Raw genomic sequence first — 17322 nt, forward strand, 5'->3', positions numbered from 1 at the left:
TGCACTAGCATCTAAAAAATATCAATAAATTCAAGGGCATAGCGCACAAAGAAGAATGTTGACGCACAGCAGTTATGCGGACACCGCTTCCGCCAGGAAATAAAGAAACCGCCTTCGGGCGGTTTTTTATTGCCTGGCGGAAGCGAGCAGGGCGCCTTCGCGCCCTGCGTGTGAGATTCGAAGGGCTGGGCCTATCGGCCCAGCCCGCCCCGAATCCTCCAACTGCTGCCGCTGCGCGGCAGCCCCGCGCGCCGAAGGCGCGCGTTCGTGGTCCTAATTTGCTTTTCGGCTGCGCCTGCTTGCACCGCATCGCCCGCCTCAGTCCGTGTCTGAATGCCGGAACTGACCCCGCTCCCCGTAGGAAGTCGACGCTGCTTTTGTCTGTCATGTCACCGTAGATATGCAGGAACACCCAACGCGTGGCGCGGTCGATGGCCACGAACAGATAGCGGCGCGAGGTTTCGTCTGGCATCTGCGGCAAGTATTTGATGTCGACGTGAACAAAGCCGGGTTCGTAGTCCTTGAAGGTCTTCTTGGCCGAGATCGTTTCTCCCTCGGCCTTGGGAATCACATCTTCCAGGCGGGCCATGCCTTCGCGCTTGAGCAAACGCGCAATGCCCGAGCGCGAGACGTCGGGATTGATGTATTGCCGGGTAATGTACAGCAGGTCGTCAAGCGGAAGATAGAGCGATTGGCGCAGTGACAGCACGACGGCCTCCTGTGTTGCGCTCAGGGTCGTATGCAGCGTATGGGCGCGGTGCGAACGGTCTTGCACATCGTCCCGCTTGAGCCACTTGGCAGCCGTGGCACGGGTGATGTTGAAGACCTTGGCGGCTTCGCGGTCGGACAGTCCGGAGTCCTTGATTTCCTGCCGGATCTTCGGGGTGGTGCGGGCTTGGGGATGAATGCGTGAGCTCATGGACTGAAGTTTATGCGATGTGCTGTAACCGGTGGGACGATCTCGGTGGCAAACCGCCGATCAATTCGTCAAGCACAGCTTTGGCCCGGAACAGGGCCATGCTGCGACGAGGAATATGATCGCACGAAACTAAGCATGTAGGTAGTTGGGTAGGTACGGTGGTTGTGGGAGGGTGTGTAAGCCTCATTAAACTTAACTATTCGCATTACACCGCTTCCGTCAAACAATATAGAAACCGCTTTGCCTGAAGGAAGCGAGCAAGACGCCTTTGCGCCCTGCGTGTGAAATTCGAAGGGCTATGCCTACCGGTAGCCCACTCCGAATCCGCCAACTGTTGCCGCTGCGCTGCAGCTCGGCTCGCCGCATGCGCGCGTTTGCGCTCCTAATTTGCCTTTCGACTGAGCCAGCTCGGACCTGAATGTCATTGACCTGTCCTGCGGCTTGAGCGCAGCGAAGCGTGATCTGGCGGCGGCGCAGCTGGTCGGCCAGGCCCAGACGGAGCTGGTCAGCGGTGCCGCAGGTGCGCGTTTGTGGTCCTAATTTGCTTTTCGACGGCGCCTGCTTGCACCGCATCGCCCGCCTCAGTCCGTGTCTGAATGCCGGAACTGACCCTCGCGCCTGAGGACAACGACGATCCGCACTACTACCCAGGGCGCTAGTCCGGCTGAGCGTTTCCCCGCACTTCAAACGGCACATCATTTTCTCGGTTAGTATGTCCGCTGGCCTAGTCAAATACGACCTAGGGTCCCAGAAGATAGGATGTTACAGTGTCAATTAATCAACTCATTTACATAAGTCAAGCCACACGTAAGATGTCTCCAGAAGACCTCTCTTCGATACAAGAAAAAGCCAAGACAAATAATGGACCAATCGATGTAACAGGTAGTCTGTTTTACAACGGTGGTTGGTTTTTGCAAGTATTGGAAGGTCCGATAGCTGCACTCGATAAGCTGTATAAAAAAATCGAACTCGATCCGCGACACAAAAATTCGCGGGTACTGTACAACGAGCCGGCAAGCTTTCGTACTTTCCCCCGCTGGAATATGAATATGACTAACTTGAACGACAGGCAAGCCGACAAATATGATGAACTTGTCGAAGTGCTCGATGCGGCTCAAACAAATCGCAAGATCGGGTCAACGTCCCCGGCAGTGGCATTGCTGAAGATGTTTAAAGGCTGAGAAACATCTGTCCGGGTTATAGTGCGCGTAGGAAAAGTTGTTTTTTCCGTGCCTGCTTTTGATACGGAAACAGTGCGTTTTGACGGCACTTTTATATCAGTAACCGTTGGCAATCACGTAGCGGTGGCGCTGGTCATTACTTACCCATGGGCCTTTGAAGCCGGCCTGGCTTGGCCCTTCACCTTGGGCCGCGGTGATCGAGTTTGAAGCGATCGCCGCGCTTGGCCAGATGTGCGTTGCTCGCTGAAAAACTCAGCCAACAATCAGGGGCGGCTTGCCATCCTGGCGCCCGCCGTTGGCAGTACACACCCAAGCAATCTGCAAGCGCATGGACAGTACTGCTGCACGAAGTACAGTGTTTCCTGAACCGTTAAACCACCGCAGCGCTGAACGACTCGGGCCGCTGTGCAAGCAGATGCGACAGTCGTTGAAGACCCGCTTGCAAGCGTCCGCGGTCCCGGATGCAACCCAAAGAGATCCGAATGGCATTTACCGATACGCTGCCAGTGGCGAATGCCTGCGCAGGCGTGACTGCGATGCCGGAGCTGGCGGCGGCATGCGCAAGCTGTGAGCAGTTCCAGTACGCCGGCAACTCGAGCCAGACATGCAGGCCGTCACCCAAGCCGCTGTAGCGCCCCGCCAGGATGTCGCGCGCCATCCGGTGGCGCAGGCGCGCCTCCTTACGCACGCCTTGCATCAATCTGTCAGCCGAACCGTCGAGTATCCACTGGGTGGCCAGTGCCGCCGTCAGGGGTGCGACCATCAGCGCAAATGATCTGAGCGCGACCAGGAAACGCTCGCGTTCGTACGCGTCGCGTATCAGCACGAAGGCGACGCGCAAGCCGGGCGTCAGGCATTTCGACAGGGTGGAGATGTAGTACACCTGTTGCGGGGCAAGCGTGGCAATAGGCGGTGGCGCGGCATCGGCAAGAAGCCAATAGGGATCGTCTTCGATGATGCGCACCTTGCAGCGCTTCGCGATGCTGGCGAGCTCCTTGCGCCGGCGTTCCGGCATGGTGATGGCAGTCGGGTTCTGTAATGTCGGATTGAGGTAGACCAGTGCGGGCTTGTGCTGGCGGCATGCTTGCTCTAGCATCTCAGGCACCATCCCGTGCTTGTCCGCTGGCACCGCGATGAGGTGTCGGCCGAATTGCGCCGCTGCCGCACGCAAGCCGGGATAACTCGTGGGCTCTGCCAGGATGACATCGCCAGGCTGCGTCAGCGCCAGGATCAATGCGGCGATCGCCGCTTGCGCACCGGGACAGACAACAAGCTGCGCGTCATCCAGAGGTCCAAACATTGGTGCCAGCCATGCGGCGCCAGCCTTGCGGTCGGACTCGCTTCCGCCGCCCAAGTGGTAAGTCATCAGCAATTCATTGTCTGCCCTCATCAATACTTGCGACAAGCCTTGCTTCAACATGTCGTCGAAGTCCACGCCATCCGGTGGCGGCGGGGTATTCATGCTCAGGTCGAGGACCGCGGTCAATTCGACTTTCGGCGCCGCCACATAAGTGCCTCGCGCGCCGCGGCCCTCCAGCAAGTTGCGGCGTCGGGCTTCGTCGTAGGCGCGCGTGATCGTCGTCAGGTCGACATCCAGCTGTGCCGCCAACTGGCGCTGCGTAGGCAGACGCTCGCCCGGCGTCAACGATCCATCTGCCACAGCCGCTTGCAATGCATCGGCAATTTGCAAAAAACGTGGCCCCTTGTTGCGGGCCAAGCGCGGCAACCAGATGGGCAAATTGTCATCTTGCATGGTTTTCAACTGGGACATTTTGTCTCAATGTATGGAAATTGTTTTCAAGTAGTATGCATCAGAGCGTGCAGCAACACCATCTTTGCATGGCAGTCGCTGATGCTTTCGCACCTTTCACCTGCATTTGGAAAATCACTGCGCTCGATGCCATCGTGATCGCATCGATAGATATAATGAAAGAGGCGAGCACGATGCCTGGTGGAGTGGTGGAGTGGTAGTAACAGAAGCTGCGCAAGCGGCGTTTGAGGCAGTGCTGCTCACGGTCGATAGTGTCAAGTAATAACCTGGAAAGACTCAAAATGATGGACTGGACCCCGATAGTGTTCGTGACGTTCAAGGCGCTCGTGCTCGGCACGGGCATGTTTTTTGCCATCAAGTGGCATTACGATCAAGGCAAGAAGGATAAGGACAAGGCAAAGCAGAATCGCGCGCTGCTAAGCGCGAGCGGCAAGGTGGTCGCACTGTTCACGCTATTGCTGCTGGCCTTGGGGATCGTCACCTTTTTCGCTGTCAGGATGGCCGGTTTGGAAATGACCTTCTTATGATGGCAAAGCATCGTCGGCCCCTCAATTGCCCGCCGCAGCGATTGACGCCGCCGCTACAGCTTTCCCCTGGCGCTGCTGGCCAAGGCCTTCAGGCTGTAAAGTGAAACTCCAGCACGTCATCGCCGTACTTGTCGACGGCACCCGTTGCAGTCCAGCCCAAATGGCGGTAAAAACCGTAGGAGCGCGAGGCGGGGTCGCTGGAGCAGCCAAGAAATAGCCGTGCATGGCCGTGTGCGCGCAGTTGCGCCATGATATGTTCCAGCATGCTCTTGCCGATGCCCAAGCCTTCGAATTCCGGCAGCAGCGCCAGGACGATGATTTCGCCCGTGTCGCGCTCGCCAAAGCAGTAGCCGACCAGTTTGCCGTCGTGGTGGCAGACCTGGCCAGATAGGCTGCCCGAGTGCATCATCTGGGCCCAGGACTCGGCCGTGATGCCCACTTCCGCCAGGCGTTCCTTGGAAACGGCGTTTTGCCGCGTCTTGCCGCGCAATGCGATGAAGGCGGCGGTATCGTCCGCATTGGCGGCATGGAAGGTGATGCTGGCGCGATGTATCGTCATGTTTTTGTTGGCAGCTTGGTCAGTGCGCCGGCCGCGTCGAGTTCATAGCTGTCGAAATCGCGCGCCAGGAACAGCTCTCCCGAGTAATGCAGGCGTGCTTCCGCTGCCAGCTCGGCCATGCCGTCCGCATTGTGATAGCGGGCGCTGAAGTGGGTGAGGATCAGGTTCGGCAAGCGGACAGACTCGGCGAACTGCGCCACGCGCTGCACGGAACTGTGCGTGGGACCGGGGCCGACCTTCTGCAGCATCGCTTCCGTGTAAGTGGCTTCATGCACGAGCAACTGCGCCCCGTTGCAGGCGTCCGCCAGCAACGCTGGCGTGTCGTTGTCGCCGCCGATCACCACCGTGGCGCGTTGCGTTTCCACCTGGCGAAAAGCAGCGGCGCGCAAGAGCGTGCCATCGTCGAGCAGCGCATCCTGGCCAGCTTGCAATAATCCCCAGGCGGGGCCCGGTGGCGCGCCAGCCGCCTGCAGGGCCGCTTTGTCCAGCTTCCAGCGGCTTATTTCCAGCGCGAAGCGATAGCCGACGCTCGGTGCGCGGTGCGATAGCGCGTGGCGCTCGATGCTCAAGCCCGCTTCCTGATGGACGACTTGCGCGCTGTCGACGTCGATATGGATCAGCGGATACGTCAGGAATAGCTGCGTGTGCAGCAGGGTCGCGTCGATCCAGGCCTTGATGGCGGCCGGGGCGATCAGCAGCAAGGGCTTCTTGCGCCCCGTCATGGAGGCGCTGGCCAGCAAGCCCGGCAGGCCGTAGCTGTGGTCGCCATGCACGTGGGTGATACAGATGCCCACCAGGTCGTGCACGGACAAGGGTAGGCGCTGCAGCCGATGCTGCGTGGCTTCGCCGCAATCGATCATCCACCAGTCGCGGTTGTGCGTGGTTTGCAGGGCCAGCGACGTGACGTTGCGGTGGCGCGTGGGCACGCCGGAAGACGTGCCGAGAAAAGTCAGTTTGAACATGCCTGCATTATGCGGCAGCCGTTTCGGCTTGCCAATGTTCCGCTCTGCCGGGGGCGCAAACAGTGCAGGCGCGCTGGCGGGGAAGTCGACAGCTTGCGCCGCCATGCCAAGACGCCGATGCCTGCGAGGCGGGCGTCATGGTTGCCGGCTTTTGCCGCGTTATCACGCTGGGCATGGGCATGCTGTGGCAAATGGATGGCGTAGGCTATGATGACGTCAGCAAAACGGACAGGCCGCGCAATTTTCCACGGCGCTATCGTCGGCGATGTAGGTTGTATCGAGCATCGATGTATTGCTGGCAATCGGTATTGCGTCGGTGTTTGCCGGCCTAGGACCATCCTGGTAGTTCCTGCTAATTACTTTACAAGGAGTTTTTCATGCGTATTCGTCCCGCCACATTGCTGTCCACCCTGATCTTCGGCAGCGTCGTCTGTAGCGCTTCTGCAGGCGCCGTTGGCCTGGGATTCTTGGCCGATACACCGATGACCTACCTGAACAAGAACGACAAGCCGGTCTTCGTGCAAGCCGTCACCGACGTGCTCGCTGACAAGAAGGATGGCGAAACTGTGCGATGGAGCAATGAAGGCTTGCGCAATTCCGTGCGCATCGCTGCCGAGATCACTGCCAGCGACACGGAAAAGACGGATGCGCGCACCTGCCGCAAGGTGCAGGTCGCCTTGAGCGCCAAAGGCCAGGAACAGACCCTCAAACTGAAGGTCTGCCAGGCTGGCGATGCAGCGTGGAAAGTGGCGAAGTCCTGATTTCCTGCCTCCGCAGGACTGCCCCTGCCGGCGATCAGTGCCGGCAGGGCAATGATTTTCTCATTGGTAAGCAATCCACGCGTTAGAATCACGCTTTACCCTCACTTTTCCCACCTGCATGCAGCAAAGTCGCCTCCTGTTTTTTCGCCTGGCCGGCCAGTTTCGCCGCTATGGCGCCATCGTTGCAGCCACTTTGCTGGCTGTCGGCGTGGCGTCCGCCACCGATGTATTGTTAATCCGACAGTTGCAAAACGTCGTCGATGCCATGCGCGCGACGGCCAGCACACAGGTCGCGCCCGCCTCCGGCATGATGGGCATGCTGCAGGGCTGGGTCGATCGTTTCTTGCCGGCACACGCAGGACAAGTCGATTTGTGGGTGATTCCCGCCACCATCCTGGGCCTGGCCGTCCTGCGCATGGTCTCCAGTTTTTCCGGCGATTATGGTTCCGTATGGCTATCGAGCCGGGTGCAGGCGGACCTGCGTGAAAAGATGTTTGCCACCATCATGCGCCTGCCCAGCCGTTTTTTCGATACCACCACCACCAGCCTGACGCAGTCGCGCGTAGCCTTCGACGCCAGCCAGGTGTCGCAAGCGGGCTTGAACGTGCTCAACGTGATGGTGCGCGATTCCGTCGCCACCATCGGCTACCTGGTTTTATTGTTCAGCATCGACGTGAAACTGGCCCTGTTCTGCATGACCTCGATGCCCATCGTGGCCATCGTCGTGACCCTGGCGGGACGCCGCATGCGCCACCTGAGCAAGAGTTCCCAGCAAGCAGTGGGCGAGCTGACGTCGGTGCTGGATGAAAGCATCGCCGGCCAGCGCGTGGTGAAAATCTTCGGTGGGCAAGATTATGAACAGGCGCGCTTCGTCGACGTCGTCAAGCGCAATCGCCAGTTGGCCGTCAAGCACGCGGCCACCTCGGCCATGAATTCCGGCTTCATCATGATGCTCGTCGGCATTACCCTGTCGTCCGTGATTTATTTTGCCATGCTGCGCGCGCAAAGCGGTGCCATCACGCCGGGCGCCTTCGTCGCCTTCATGGGCGCGCTGATGGCGATGCAATCGCCGATCAAGAATTTGACGAAAATCAATGAGCCATTGCAACGGGGCCTGGCGGCGGCCGAGTCCGTGTTTGGCTTGATCGATACGCCGCTGGAACCGGACCCGGGCAGCATTGCGCCATCGGCGGTGCACGGTAATTTGTCCTTGCAAAACGTTCACTTCCGCTACAACAGCGACGATCCCGATGCGCCCACGGCCTTGCGCGATATCACGCTCGACATCCGCGCCGGCGAAACGGTGGCCCTGGTGGGTGGCTCGGGTGGCGGCAAGACCACCTTGCTGGGTTTACTGCCGCGCTTCTATGACGTCAGCGGCGGCCAGATCCTGCTCGACGGCGTCGATGTGCGCGACTACGCCTTGCTGGACCTGCGGCGCCAGTTCGCCCTCGTCAGCCAGGATGTGATCTTGTTCAACGACACCATGGCGGCAAATATCGCGTATGGCGACCCGGCGCCGGACATGGCCCGTATCGTAGCGTCGGCGCGCGCCGCCTACGCCCACGATTTCATCACGCAGTTGCCGCAAGGCTACGCAACGCAGGCTGGCCAGAACGGTTCGCGCCTGTCGGGCGGGCAACGCCAGCGCCTGGCCATTGCGCGCGCGCTGTACAAGGATGCGCCGATTCTCTTGCTCGACGAAGCGACCAGCGCGCTGGACACGGAGTCGGAGCGACAGGTGCAGGCGGCGCTGGAAGTGCTGATGCGCAACCGCACCACCATCGTTATCGCGCACCGGTTGTCGACCATCGAAAGCGCCGACCGCATCGTCGTCATGCAGGGCGGGCGCCTGGTGGAGTCGGGTAGCCATGCCGCCTTGCTGCAGCAGGGCGGCGCGTATGCACGGCTGCATGCGAGCCAGTTGTCGCCCGTCAAGGGTGGCGCGGGCTGAGCCTCTACCCCAGCCTGCTCCTGCCCCCGCTGGCTCCAGCATCGCTTGCGCGGCGGGTAAAGCCGTTGCTGTTCCTTATCCGGAGCAAGCTGCCGACCGGCGCTTGCTTGTTCTATGAACACGCCTGTCTTTGCAGGTATCATGCAGCGATTGCGGCCCACCAGCAGGTGCGAAGCCGGATCTTATAATTGGAGGCAATGGTGGTGGAAGCGGAAGTTTCGGCGTTGGTCAGGGCGCAAGGCTTGGCCTTGCAAAACATGCGCGTCGTCATGCGCGCGGCGCAGCGGCACTCGGCGCAGATCGAGAAGCAATGCGGCGTATCGGGCGCGCAATTGTGGGCGATGCAGGAATTGCTGGAGCAGCCAGGCCTGCGCATGGGCGAGCTGGCTGGCAAGATGTCGATCCACCAGACGACGGCCAGCAACCTGGTCGATGCGCTGGTGAAAAAAGCCTATGTGCGCAAGGCGCGCGACCAGCCCGACCAGCGTGTAGTCACGCTGACCCTGACGCTGGAAGGGCAGGCCGTGATCGCCGTCGCGCCGCAGCCGGCGCGCGGCTTGTTGCCCAGTGCGCTGGCCCAGTTGGACCCCGACAGCCTGGCGCACTTGAACCAGGGCTTGAGCGCCTTGCTGGCCGTGGTCGCCCCCGATGACAGGCAGGCGGGCATGCAGCCGTTTCCGTTTAATTTGTAATGTTCGGGCAAGCGTGTGGCTGCACCGCCCCGCGTGCTTTTGTCGTCAGCGCTTAGACGAACAGCTCGTGCCGCGCGCTCTGGCTGATGGCAACGGTGGCCGGGTGGCTCAAGCGCCGCTCCGTGGTGATCGCATACACTTGCTCGACCAGGCTGTCGACCCGCCCCAGCGCCACCACGGCGTATTGTTCGCAAACCTGGGGTGCGATCACGGTGGGTGCAAAGAACAGGCCGGCGCCGGACTGGCCGAAGGCGTTCATCATGGCGCTGTCGTCGAACTCGCCGACGATGCGCGGGTGCAGATGGTTGTCGCCTAGCCACTGCAGCAAGCGTCCGTAAATGGCGAAGTCTTCGCCCGGCAGCAGCAGCGGCGCGCCATCCAGACAGTGCGGAAAGCCCCCTGTCAGGGTGGCGGCCAGGGCGGGCGTGCCGAACAGGGTCATGCCGCTTTCACCGAGTAAATGGTTAAAACCGCGCACGCTCAAATGGGCCGGGATGGGGCGGTCTGCCATGATCAGGTCCAGCCGGTGCACGGCCAGGTCCGCCAGCAGGCTGGCCAGCCGTCCTTCGCGGCAAATGATGCGCAGCGGCTCGGCCAGGCCCAGCGCGGGCGCGACCAGGCGGCAGGCGATCAGTTTCGAGACGGAATCGGCGCAGCCCACGCGAAAAGTTGTCGTCACGGTGCGTGACTGGTCGCGCACGATTTCCAGTAATTCATCGCCGGTGCTGAAAATCGATTCGGCATGGCTGAGGATGCGCCTGCCGGTGTCCGTCAATTCCAGCTGGCGCCCGCTGCGGCGGAACAATTCCACGCCCAGGGTATCGGCAAACTCGCTGAGCTGCCCGGAGATCGATTGCGGCGTCAGGTGCAACTGCTCGGCCGCGCGCGCGATGCTGCCTGTCTTGGCGACCATCCAGAAATAGCGCAAGTGCTTGAAGTTGAGTGTAGACATGGGCTTCCCGGAAATTTAATACATCGAAATTTACGATGTATTTGTAAATTATATTCGATTTGTTCGATGTTTGTATTCGGACTATGATGATTGCTCCATTCATGCAAGGAGACAGCCATGGCTATCAGGATAGAGACAAACAGTTGCGGAGGCTACCAATGAACGGCCTGGAAAGCATTGCGACGGCACCCATGTGGGCCGGCTTCATCGTATTCGTTCTGTTCATGCTGGCGCTGGACTTGTTCGTCTTCGGCGGCAACAAGGCGCACAAGGTGGGTGTCAAGGAGGCGGCGACGTGGTCGCTGGTGTGGGTCAGCCTGGCCCTGCTGTTCAACGGCGGCCTGTGGTGGTATCTGAACGGCACGGCCGGACCCGAGATCGCCAACCAGAAGGCGCTGGAGTTTTTCTCCGGCTACCTGATCGAGAAAGCCCTGTCGGTCGACAACGTCTTCGTCTTCCTGCTGATCTTCAGCGCCTTCCAGGTGCCGCTGCAGTACCAGCGCCGTGTCTTGATTTACGGCGTGCTGGGCGCGATTGTTATGCGTGCCGTGATGATATTGGCTGGTGCCTGGGTGGTGAGCGAGTTCAGCTGGGTGTTGTACCTGTTTGGCGCCTTCCTCTTGATTACCGGTATGCGCATGCTGGTGGCGGCCGATGCGGAGCCAGACGTGGCGAACAATCCCGTGCTGCGTTTTGCCCGCCGCCATTTGCGGGTCGCCGACGGCGACCATGGCGAGCGTTTCTTCGTGACAAAAGGTGGCTTGCGCTATGTCACGCCGCTGTTCCTGGTGCTGATCCTGATCGAGGTGACGGACCTGATCTTTGCGGTCGATTCGATCCCGGCGATTTTTGCCATCACGACCGACCCGTTCATCGTCTTCACGTCGAACCTGTTCGCCATCATGGGCTTGCGCGCTCTGTACTTCCTGCTGGTGGACGTGGCGGATCGCTTCCACATGCTCAAGTATGGCCTGGCGATGGTGCTGGTGTTCATCGGCGCCAAGATGCTGATCATGCCGTGGTACCACGTGCCGGTGGAAGCGTCGTTGCTGGTAGTGGCGGTGCTGATCGTGTCGAGCTGCGTGGCGAGCGTCTTCATCACCCGCAGCGACAAGAAATAAAGTGTAGTACGGCGCGCCCCGCAGGGCGGTGGCGTGCCTTTTAATCAACTAAGAAAGTAGAAAATCATGCGTACCTATGCAATGAACAGTCCCCAGGCAGCTGGACGTATTTTGGCCTTGATGATGGTGGTCGACGGCAACCTGGCCGGCGCCGAGCTGCAAGCCATGCATCGCAGCAAAATTCTCGAACATATCGACCTGGCGCCGGCTGCCTTTCAGCAACTGCTGCAAGACTTGTGCGATGACATGCTGACCTCGACCGTGCATGGCGCCGTGCAGCTGGCCAATGGCGTGATCGACAGCCTGCTCGATGAAATCGATGACCCGGACTTGCGCCGCAAGCTGCTGCAAGCCATGTGGAAGATCGCCGATGCCGACGACTGGCTGGCCGATGGCGAAGCGGTCTTGCTGGCCCGCGCCAGCGCCGTGTGGTCGGCGGAGACGAACTTCCGCGCGCATGGCGCTTGATATAAATCAAGCCGCCTTGTGTCCCAGGGCAATGACGGCGGCACCAGCCAGGGCCAGGCTCACGCCGGCGATGTCCGTCCAGGCCGGCGTGATGCCGTCCACCAGCCATAGCCATCCCAGCGCCGTGGCGATGTAGATGGCGCCATACGTGGCATATACCCTGCCGCTGGCGGCTGGATGCAGGCTCAGCAGCCAGACGAAGAGCAAGAGGCTGATGGCGGCCGGCACCAGCAGCCAGGCGCTGCCCTTGTTGCTGAGCCACAGCATGGGCAGATAGCAGCCCAGTAGTTCAGCCACGGCCGTGACGGTAAACAGCCCGAAAGTGCGGGCAAGACTGGTCCATTCGATGGCGTCGCTCATGCTGTTCCTATGATGTGTGCAAGATGCCATTCTAGCTGCCAGGTAATTTGGCACCCGCTGGCACCGCTGGCACCGCTGCTACCGATGGCGCGGGCGGCGTCGGCCCTGCTATGATCGGGGTCCGATACCGGAGGAAACACGATGACCACGACCCCAGCGCCGCGCGCCTTGCTGCAAGCCATGTTCCACGCCGCCATCGCTGCGGCGCAGCCATCGCACTGCGTGCCGCCCCATCTGCCGCCTGCCCCCAAGGGGCGCTTGATCGTCATCGGCGCCGGCAAGGCGTCGGCGGCCATGGCGCAAGCCGTGGAGCAGCACTGGCCGGGGCCGTTGTCTGGGCTGGTCGTCACACGCTATGGTTACGCCGTGGCGTGTGAACGCATCGACATCGTGGAAGCATCGCATCCCGTGCCGGATGCAGCCGGCATGCAGGCCGCGCAGCGCATGCTCGACCTGGTCGCCAACTTGCACGCTGACGACACTGTGCTGTGTTTGATTTCGGGGGGCGGCTCGTCCCTGCTGGCCTTGCCGCTCGAGGGCATCAGCCTGGCAGACAAGCAAGCCTTGAACCGTGCATTGCTGGCCTCGGGCGCCAGCATCGGCGAAATCAATTGCGTGCGCCGCCATTTGTCCGCCATCAAGGGCGGGCGCCTGGCGGCGGCCTGCCATCCGGCGCAAGTCATCACCCTGGCCATTTCCGACGTGCCCGGTGACAAGCTCGGCGATATCGCTTCCGGTCCCACGGTGGGCGACGCCAGCACGTGCGAAGACGCGCTCGCCATCGTGCGCCGCTATGGCATGGACTTGCCGGACAGCATACGAGCAACGTTGGAAAGCGGGCGCGGGGAATCCGTGAAACCCGATGATGCGCGGCTGGCGCGCACGCATACGACCCTGATCGCCACGCCGCAACTGGCGCTCGAAGCGGCCGCTAGCGTGGCACGCGCAGCTGGCGTCACGCCGTATATATTAGGCGACAGCCTGGAGGGCGAAGCGCGGGAGGTAGGCAAAGTCATGGCCGGCATTGCACTGCAAACGGCCGTGCGGGGCCAGCCGTTTGCCGCCCCGTGCGTGCTGCTGTCGGGCGGCGAAACGACGGTGACGATACGCGGCCATGGCCGGGGTGGGCGCAATGTGGAATTTTTGCTGGCGCTGGGCATCGCGCTCGACGGTGCGCCGGGCATCCATGCGCTGGCCGGCGATACCGATGGCGTCGACGGCCAGGAAGATATCGCCGGGGCGTGGCTGGCGCCGGACACCGTGCAGCGCGCCTGGGCGCTGGGCATCAAGCCACGCGATAGCCTGGACAACAACGATGGCCACGGTTTCTTTCAGGCGCTGGGAGACAGTGTGATCACTGGCCCGACCTTGACCAACGTGAATGACTTCCGGGCCATTTTGATTAGCTGAGTTTAAAAGCCTTCGAGCACAATCTTGCCCTTCGCCGTATTGCTCTCCAGCAGCGCATGCGCGCGTTTCAAATTGTCTGCATTGATCGTGCCAAAGCGCTCGCTCATGGTGGTCTTGATGACGCCGGCGTCCACCAGCTGTGCCATTTCATCGAGCAATACGTGTTGCTCGAGCATATCTTCCGTCTGGAACAGCGAACGGGTAAACATCAGCTCCCAGTGCAGCGATACGCTCTTGCCCTTGAATTTGCGCACGTCGATGTGCTCGGGGTCGTCGATCAGGGCGAACTTGCCTTGCGGGGCGATCAATTCCACGATTTGGTCGAAATGCTTGTCGGTCTGGTTCAGGCTGATCACGTAGTCGACAGGCGGCAAGCCCAGGCGCGTCATTTCCCCCGCCAGTGGCAAGCTGTGGTCGATCACATGGTGGGCGCCCAGTTGCTTGACCCAGTCGGCCGTTTCCGCGCGCGAGGCCGTGCCGATGATGGTGACGCCTGTCAATTGCCGCGCCAGCTGCACCAGCACGGAGCCAACGCCGCCGGCCGCGCCGATCACCAGCAGGGACTTGCCCGTAAGATTTTTGTCGCGACTCAGTTGCAGGCGCTCGAACAGCAATTCCCAGGCCGTAATGCTGGTGAGGGGCAGGGCGGCGGCCGCAGCGAAATCGAGGCTGGCCGGCATGTGGCCGACAATGCGTTCGTCCACCAGCTGGAACTCGCTGTTGCTGCCGGGGCGGTTGATGGCGCCCGCGTACCAGACTTTATCGCCCACCTGGAACAGGGTGACGTCGGGGCCGACGGCGGTGACGACGCCGGCCGCGTCCCAGCCCAGCACTTCGGGCTGGTCTTCTTTTGGCGCGCGGTTCTTGCGTATCTTGGTATCGACGGGATTGACGGAGATGGCCTTCACGGCGACGAGCAGGTCGCGCCCCGTGGCGGCGGGCGTGGGCAGTTCGATGTCGAGCAGGGCGTGCGCATCCGTGATGGGCAGGCTGTGGTGGTAGGCGATGGCTTTCATGCTAATCCTGGGTCAAGAGTGGGGTGGCGATGACGTATGATGGTGACTTTCGCGTCCAGGAAAAAGAGGGCGCGTGCCGAAACACTTTCAAAGGAATACTGAAAATTGCTGCGACTCGATGACTTGCAGGTGTTTGTGTGCACGGCCGACCGGGGCAGCCTGTCGGCGGCCGCGCGCGAGCTCGGCATTTCGCCCGCGCTGGCCAGCGCCGCCGTCAAGCGCCTGGAAGCCGAGCTGGGCTTGCGCCTGCTGGCGCGCACGACGCGTTCGCTGAGCTTGACGGCGGAAGGCACGCAATACATCGAGCCTGCGCGCGAAGCGCTGCGCCTGCTGCGCGCAGGCCACGATGCACTGCTGGCCGGCAAGGACAGTTTCGGCGGAACTTTGAAAATTGCCATGCCTTCCGACTTGGGCCGTAACCTGATGCTGGGCTGGCTGGACGAGTTCCAGTCGCGCCACCCGAAGCTGCAATACCAGTTCAGCGTCAGCGACCGGGTGGCCGACATGGTGCGCCAGCAAGTCGATATTGCCCTGCGTTACGGGCAGCAGGACGATTCGGGCATGGTCGCCATGCCGATCGCGCCCGCCAACGACAGAGTGCTGGTGGCCTCGCCCGATTACCTGCGCGCGCATGGCCCTCTGCTGGCGCTGGAAGAATTGTCGCAGCGCAATTGCCTACGCTTTGCACTGGAAGATGGCATGCACGACCGCTGGACCTTTTACCGCCTGCCTCAGCGCGAGCAAGTGAGCGTGCAAGTGAGTGGCAACCGCAGCGCCGATGATGCCGACCTGGTGCGCCGTTGGGCCGTGGCGGGCCTGGGCATCGCTTATAAATCGCGGCTCGATGTGGCTGGCGACGTCGCCGCCGGCCGCCTGCACGTGCTGCTGCCCGAGGTCGCGGGTGAGGCCGCGCCCTTGCAACTGGTATGCATGCACCGGGCGCAAGTGACGCCGCTGGTGCTGCAATTGCGCGATTTCCTGCGCGATAAGTGTGCGCAATGATCAACATGACGTCGGTGATTACAAATCGTTGCAAATGGTAATCATGTGCAGCTCAAGCTGAGCGTACCCTCAGCTAGTGTGCATGCCACCGCCCTAAAAACTGCCCCAAGGATAGCCATGCGCCCCAGCCGACTGTTGCCGACGACCTTGATGTCCCTGCTGTTGCTGGCCGGCTGTGGTACTGCCGAGCCTGCCTTGCAGGCCGAGCATCGCGTACAGACCAGTCCCGCGCAGGACATCGCCATGCTGCAAAGGGTCAGTTGGGGCGTCAATGCGGGCAGCGTGCGCCAGGTGCAGGCGCAAGGCTGGAACGCTTACCTGCAGGCGCAGTTGCATCCACGAAAGGCAGCCTTGCCAGCGGCCATCGCTGCGCAGATCGACGCCATGACTATCAGTCAGGTGCCGCTGGATCAATTGGTGATTTCTATGGAGCAAAAGCGCAAGGAGTCGGCCGGTGGCATGGACGACATGGCAAAGCAGCAGGCGCAAAAAGATTATCAGCAGGAACTCAATCGCCTGGCGCGCGAGGCGGCCACGCGTTCCTTGCTGCTGGACGTGTATTCGACCAATCAGTTGCAGCAGCAGTTGAGCTGGTTCTGGCTCAATCACTTCAGCGTGCACCAGGGTAAGCACAACTTGCGCGCCATGGTGGGCGATTACGAGGCGAACGCCATCGCGCCGCATGCCTTGGGGAAATTTCGAGACTTGCTGGGCGCTACCGCCCACCATCCGGCCATGCTGCGCTATCTGGACAATGAAGCCAATGCCGTCAAGCGCATCAATGAAAACTATGCGCGCGAGCTGATGGAATTGCACACCCTGGGCGTCAACGGCGGCTACAGCCAGGCTGACGTGCAGGAGCTGGCGCGCATCCTGACGGGCGTGGGCGTCAACCTGGGAGCGGACACGCCAAAGGTGAAGCCGGCGCTGCAATCACAGTATGTGCGCCGGGGCTTGTTCGAATTTAATCCGAATCGCCATGATTACGGCGATAAGCAATTCCTTGGGCAAACGCTGAAGGGCAGAGGGTTGGCTGAGCTCGATGAAGCGCTGGATCGCCTCAGCCGCAGTCCCGCCACCGCGCGTTTCATCAGCGGCAAGCTGGCCCAGTATTTCGTTGGCGACCATCCGCCCGAAGCGCTGCTAGTGCGCATGGCGGCCACCTTCCAGAAAAGCGATGGCATGATCGCCGACGTGCTGCAGACCATGTTCAGCAGCCCGGAGTTCCGGCTATCGCTGGGCAAGAAATTCAAGGACCCCATGCACTACGTGGTGTCGGCCGTGCGCCTCAGCTATGACGATAAGCCCATCCTCAACGCCGGCCCCATGCTGAACTGGCTCGCGCGCATGGGCCAGCCGCTGTACGGACGCCAGACGCCGGACGGTTACCCCTTGAACGATGCGTCGTGGGCCAGCCCTGGGCAGATGACGACGCGCTTCGATATCGCCCGCACCATCGGCGCGGGCAGCGCCGGCCTGTTCAAGACGGAGGGACCGCAGCCGCAGGAAAAGGCCGCGTTTCCGCAGTTGGCCAGCGCCTTGTTTTACCAGTCGTTGCAGCCGACCTTGAGCCTGGCCACGCGCCAAGCCCTGGAGCAGGCCGCTTCGCCGCAGGAATGGAATATTTTCCTATTGTCCTCGCCCGAAATGATGCACCGCTAAGTTGA

General features: G+C 61.3%; 16 protein-coding genes and 1 pseudogene. 10 read left to right on the top strand and 7 right to left on the bottom strand.

Translation table 11 applies throughout. The features are described from left to right. Positions 1-355 precede the first annotated feature (355 nt). Positions 356-919: pseudogene (locus tag ACQ4V8_RS09725) on the bottom strand (transposase family protein); the annotation flags it as partial. A gap of 767 nt (positions 920-1686) precedes the next feature. Between ACQ4V8_RS09725 and ACQ4V8_RS09730 the strand changes: the two are divergent. Beyond that, entirely contained in the window at positions 1687-2100 is a 414-nt protein-coding gene (locus ACQ4V8_RS09730; protein ID WP_070345461.1) for a BLUF domain-containing protein, read from the top strand. A 370-nt stretch (positions 2101-2470) separates the two neighbouring features. On the opposite strand, the gene ACQ4V8_RS09735 is transcribed toward ACQ4V8_RS09730, so the two are convergent. Next, positions 2471-3853, bottom strand: a complete 1383-nt coding sequence (locus ACQ4V8_RS09735; protein WP_436571412.1) for an aminotransferase-like domain-containing protein — start codon at positions 3851-3853, stop codon at positions 2471-2473. A 299-nt stretch (positions 3854-4152) separates the two neighbouring features. Between ACQ4V8_RS09735 and ACQ4V8_RS09740 the strand changes: the two genes are divergently transcribed. Beyond that, positions 4153-4398 carry a hypothetical protein gene (locus ACQ4V8_RS09740; protein ID WP_010396329.1) on the top strand — a complete coding sequence of 82 codons (246 nt, stop codon included), beginning with the start codon at positions 4153-4155 and terminating at the stop codon, positions 4396-4398. Positions 4399-4486: 88 nt separating this feature from the next. On the opposite strand, the gene ACQ4V8_RS09745 is transcribed toward ACQ4V8_RS09740, so the two are convergent. Beyond that, on the bottom strand, positions 4487-4957 hold the full coding sequence (locus tag ACQ4V8_RS09745) for a GNAT family N-acetyltransferase (RefSeq protein WP_436571370.1): 471 nt from the start codon (positions 4955-4957) through the stop codon (positions 4487-4489). Beyond that, positions 4954-5919: a ribonuclease Z gene (locus ACQ4V8_RS09750; protein WP_436571371.1), complete on the bottom strand. Its 966-nt coding sequence runs from the start codon at positions 5917-5919 to the stop codon at positions 4954-4956. The genes ACQ4V8_RS09745 and ACQ4V8_RS09750 overlap by 4 nt, the downstream gene beginning before the upstream one ends. 377 nt (positions 5920-6296) lie before the next feature. On the opposite strand from ACQ4V8_RS09750, the gene ACQ4V8_RS09755 reads away from it, so the two are divergent. The 3 genes from ACQ4V8_RS09755 (at position 6297) to ACQ4V8_RS09765 (ending at position 9326) form a co-directional block, all read left to right on the top strand. After that, positions 6297-6680 carry a hypothetical protein gene (locus tag ACQ4V8_RS09755; RefSeq protein ID WP_010396333.1) on the top strand — a complete coding sequence of 128 codons (384 nt, stop codon included), beginning with the start codon at positions 6297-6299 and terminating at the stop codon, positions 6678-6680. Positions 6681-6798: 118 nt separating this feature from the next. After that, positions 6799-8634 carry a lipid A export permease/ATP-binding protein MsbA gene (msbA, locus tag ACQ4V8_RS09760; RefSeq protein ID WP_010396334.1) on the top strand — a complete coding sequence of 612 codons (1836 nt, stop codon included), beginning with the start codon at positions 6799-6801 and terminating at the stop codon, positions 8632-8634. Positions 8635-8831: 197 nt separating this feature from the next. Further along, on the top strand, positions 8832-9326 hold the full coding sequence (locus ACQ4V8_RS09765; protein ID WP_010396336.1) for a MarR family winged helix-turn-helix transcriptional regulator: 495 nt from the start codon (positions 8832-8834) through the stop codon (positions 9324-9326). A 52-nt stretch (positions 9327-9378) separates the two neighbouring features. Here the strand turns inward: ACQ4V8_RS09765 and nhaR are convergent, their stop codons facing one another. Further along, the gene (nhaR, locus tag ACQ4V8_RS09770) at positions 9379-10278 is read right to left on the bottom strand and encodes a transcriptional activator NhaR (protein ID WP_010396338.1); all 900 of its coding nucleotides are present in this window, start codon (positions 10276-10278) and stop codon (positions 9379-9381) included. Positions 10279-10436: 158 nt separating this feature from the next. On the opposite strand from nhaR, the gene ACQ4V8_RS09775 reads away from it, so the two are divergent. Both ACQ4V8_RS09775 and ACQ4V8_RS09780 read left to right on the top strand, forming a co-directional pair. Continuing rightward, positions 10437-11399 (top strand): TerC family protein, encoded by a 963-nt coding sequence (locus tag ACQ4V8_RS09775; protein ID WP_070345456.1) that lies wholly within the window; start codon positions 10437-10439, stop codon positions 11397-11399. Between the two features lie 66 nt (positions 11400-11465). Next, a complete protein-coding gene (locus ACQ4V8_RS09780; protein ID WP_029496258.1) occupies positions 11466-11867 on the top strand; it encodes a tellurite resistance TerB family protein in 402 nt (133 codons plus the stop codon). Between the two features lie 6 nt (positions 11868-11873). On the opposite strand, the gene ACQ4V8_RS09785 is transcribed toward ACQ4V8_RS09780, so the two are convergent. Continuing rightward, on the bottom strand, positions 11874-12227 hold the full coding sequence (locus tag ACQ4V8_RS09785) for a YnfA family protein (protein ID WP_070345455.1): 354 nt from the start codon (positions 12225-12227) through the stop codon (positions 11874-11876). A 141-nt stretch (positions 12228-12368) separates the two neighbouring features. Between ACQ4V8_RS09785 and ACQ4V8_RS09790 the strand changes: the two genes are divergently transcribed. Next, complete coding sequence (locus tag ACQ4V8_RS09790; RefSeq protein WP_010396342.1) at positions 12369-13637, top strand: glycerate kinase type-2 family protein; 1269 nt, start codon at positions 12369-12371, stop codon at positions 13635-13637. A 2-nt stretch (positions 13638-13639) separates the two neighbouring features. Here the strand turns inward: ACQ4V8_RS09790 and ACQ4V8_RS09795 are convergent, their stop codons facing one another. After that, positions 13640-14653, bottom strand: coding sequence for a zinc-binding alcohol dehydrogenase family protein (locus tag ACQ4V8_RS09795; protein ID WP_010396343.1), 1014 nt, complete (start codon positions 14651-14653; stop codon positions 13640-13642). 105 nt (positions 14654-14758) lie between these two features. Between ACQ4V8_RS09795 and ACQ4V8_RS09800 the strand changes: the two genes are divergently transcribed. Together ACQ4V8_RS09800 and ACQ4V8_RS09805 are read left to right on the top strand one after the other, a co-directional pair. Further along, positions 14759-15655 (top strand): LysR family transcriptional regulator, encoded by an 897-nt coding sequence (locus ACQ4V8_RS09800; RefSeq protein WP_436571372.1) that lies wholly within the window; start codon positions 14759-14761, stop codon positions 15653-15655. Between the two features lie 117 nt (positions 15656-15772). Beyond that, complete coding sequence (locus ACQ4V8_RS09805; RefSeq protein ID WP_436571373.1) at positions 15773-17317, top strand: DUF1800 domain-containing protein; 1545 nt, start codon at positions 15773-15775, stop codon at positions 17315-17317. Positions 17318-17322: the final 5 nt, after the last annotated feature.

This window comes from Janthinobacterium paucivorans (genome assembly GCF_051380805.1).
GTDB classification, from domain to species: Bacteria; Pseudomonadota; Gammaproteobacteria; order Burkholderiales; family Burkholderiaceae_D; genus Janthinobacterium; species Janthinobacterium lividum_D.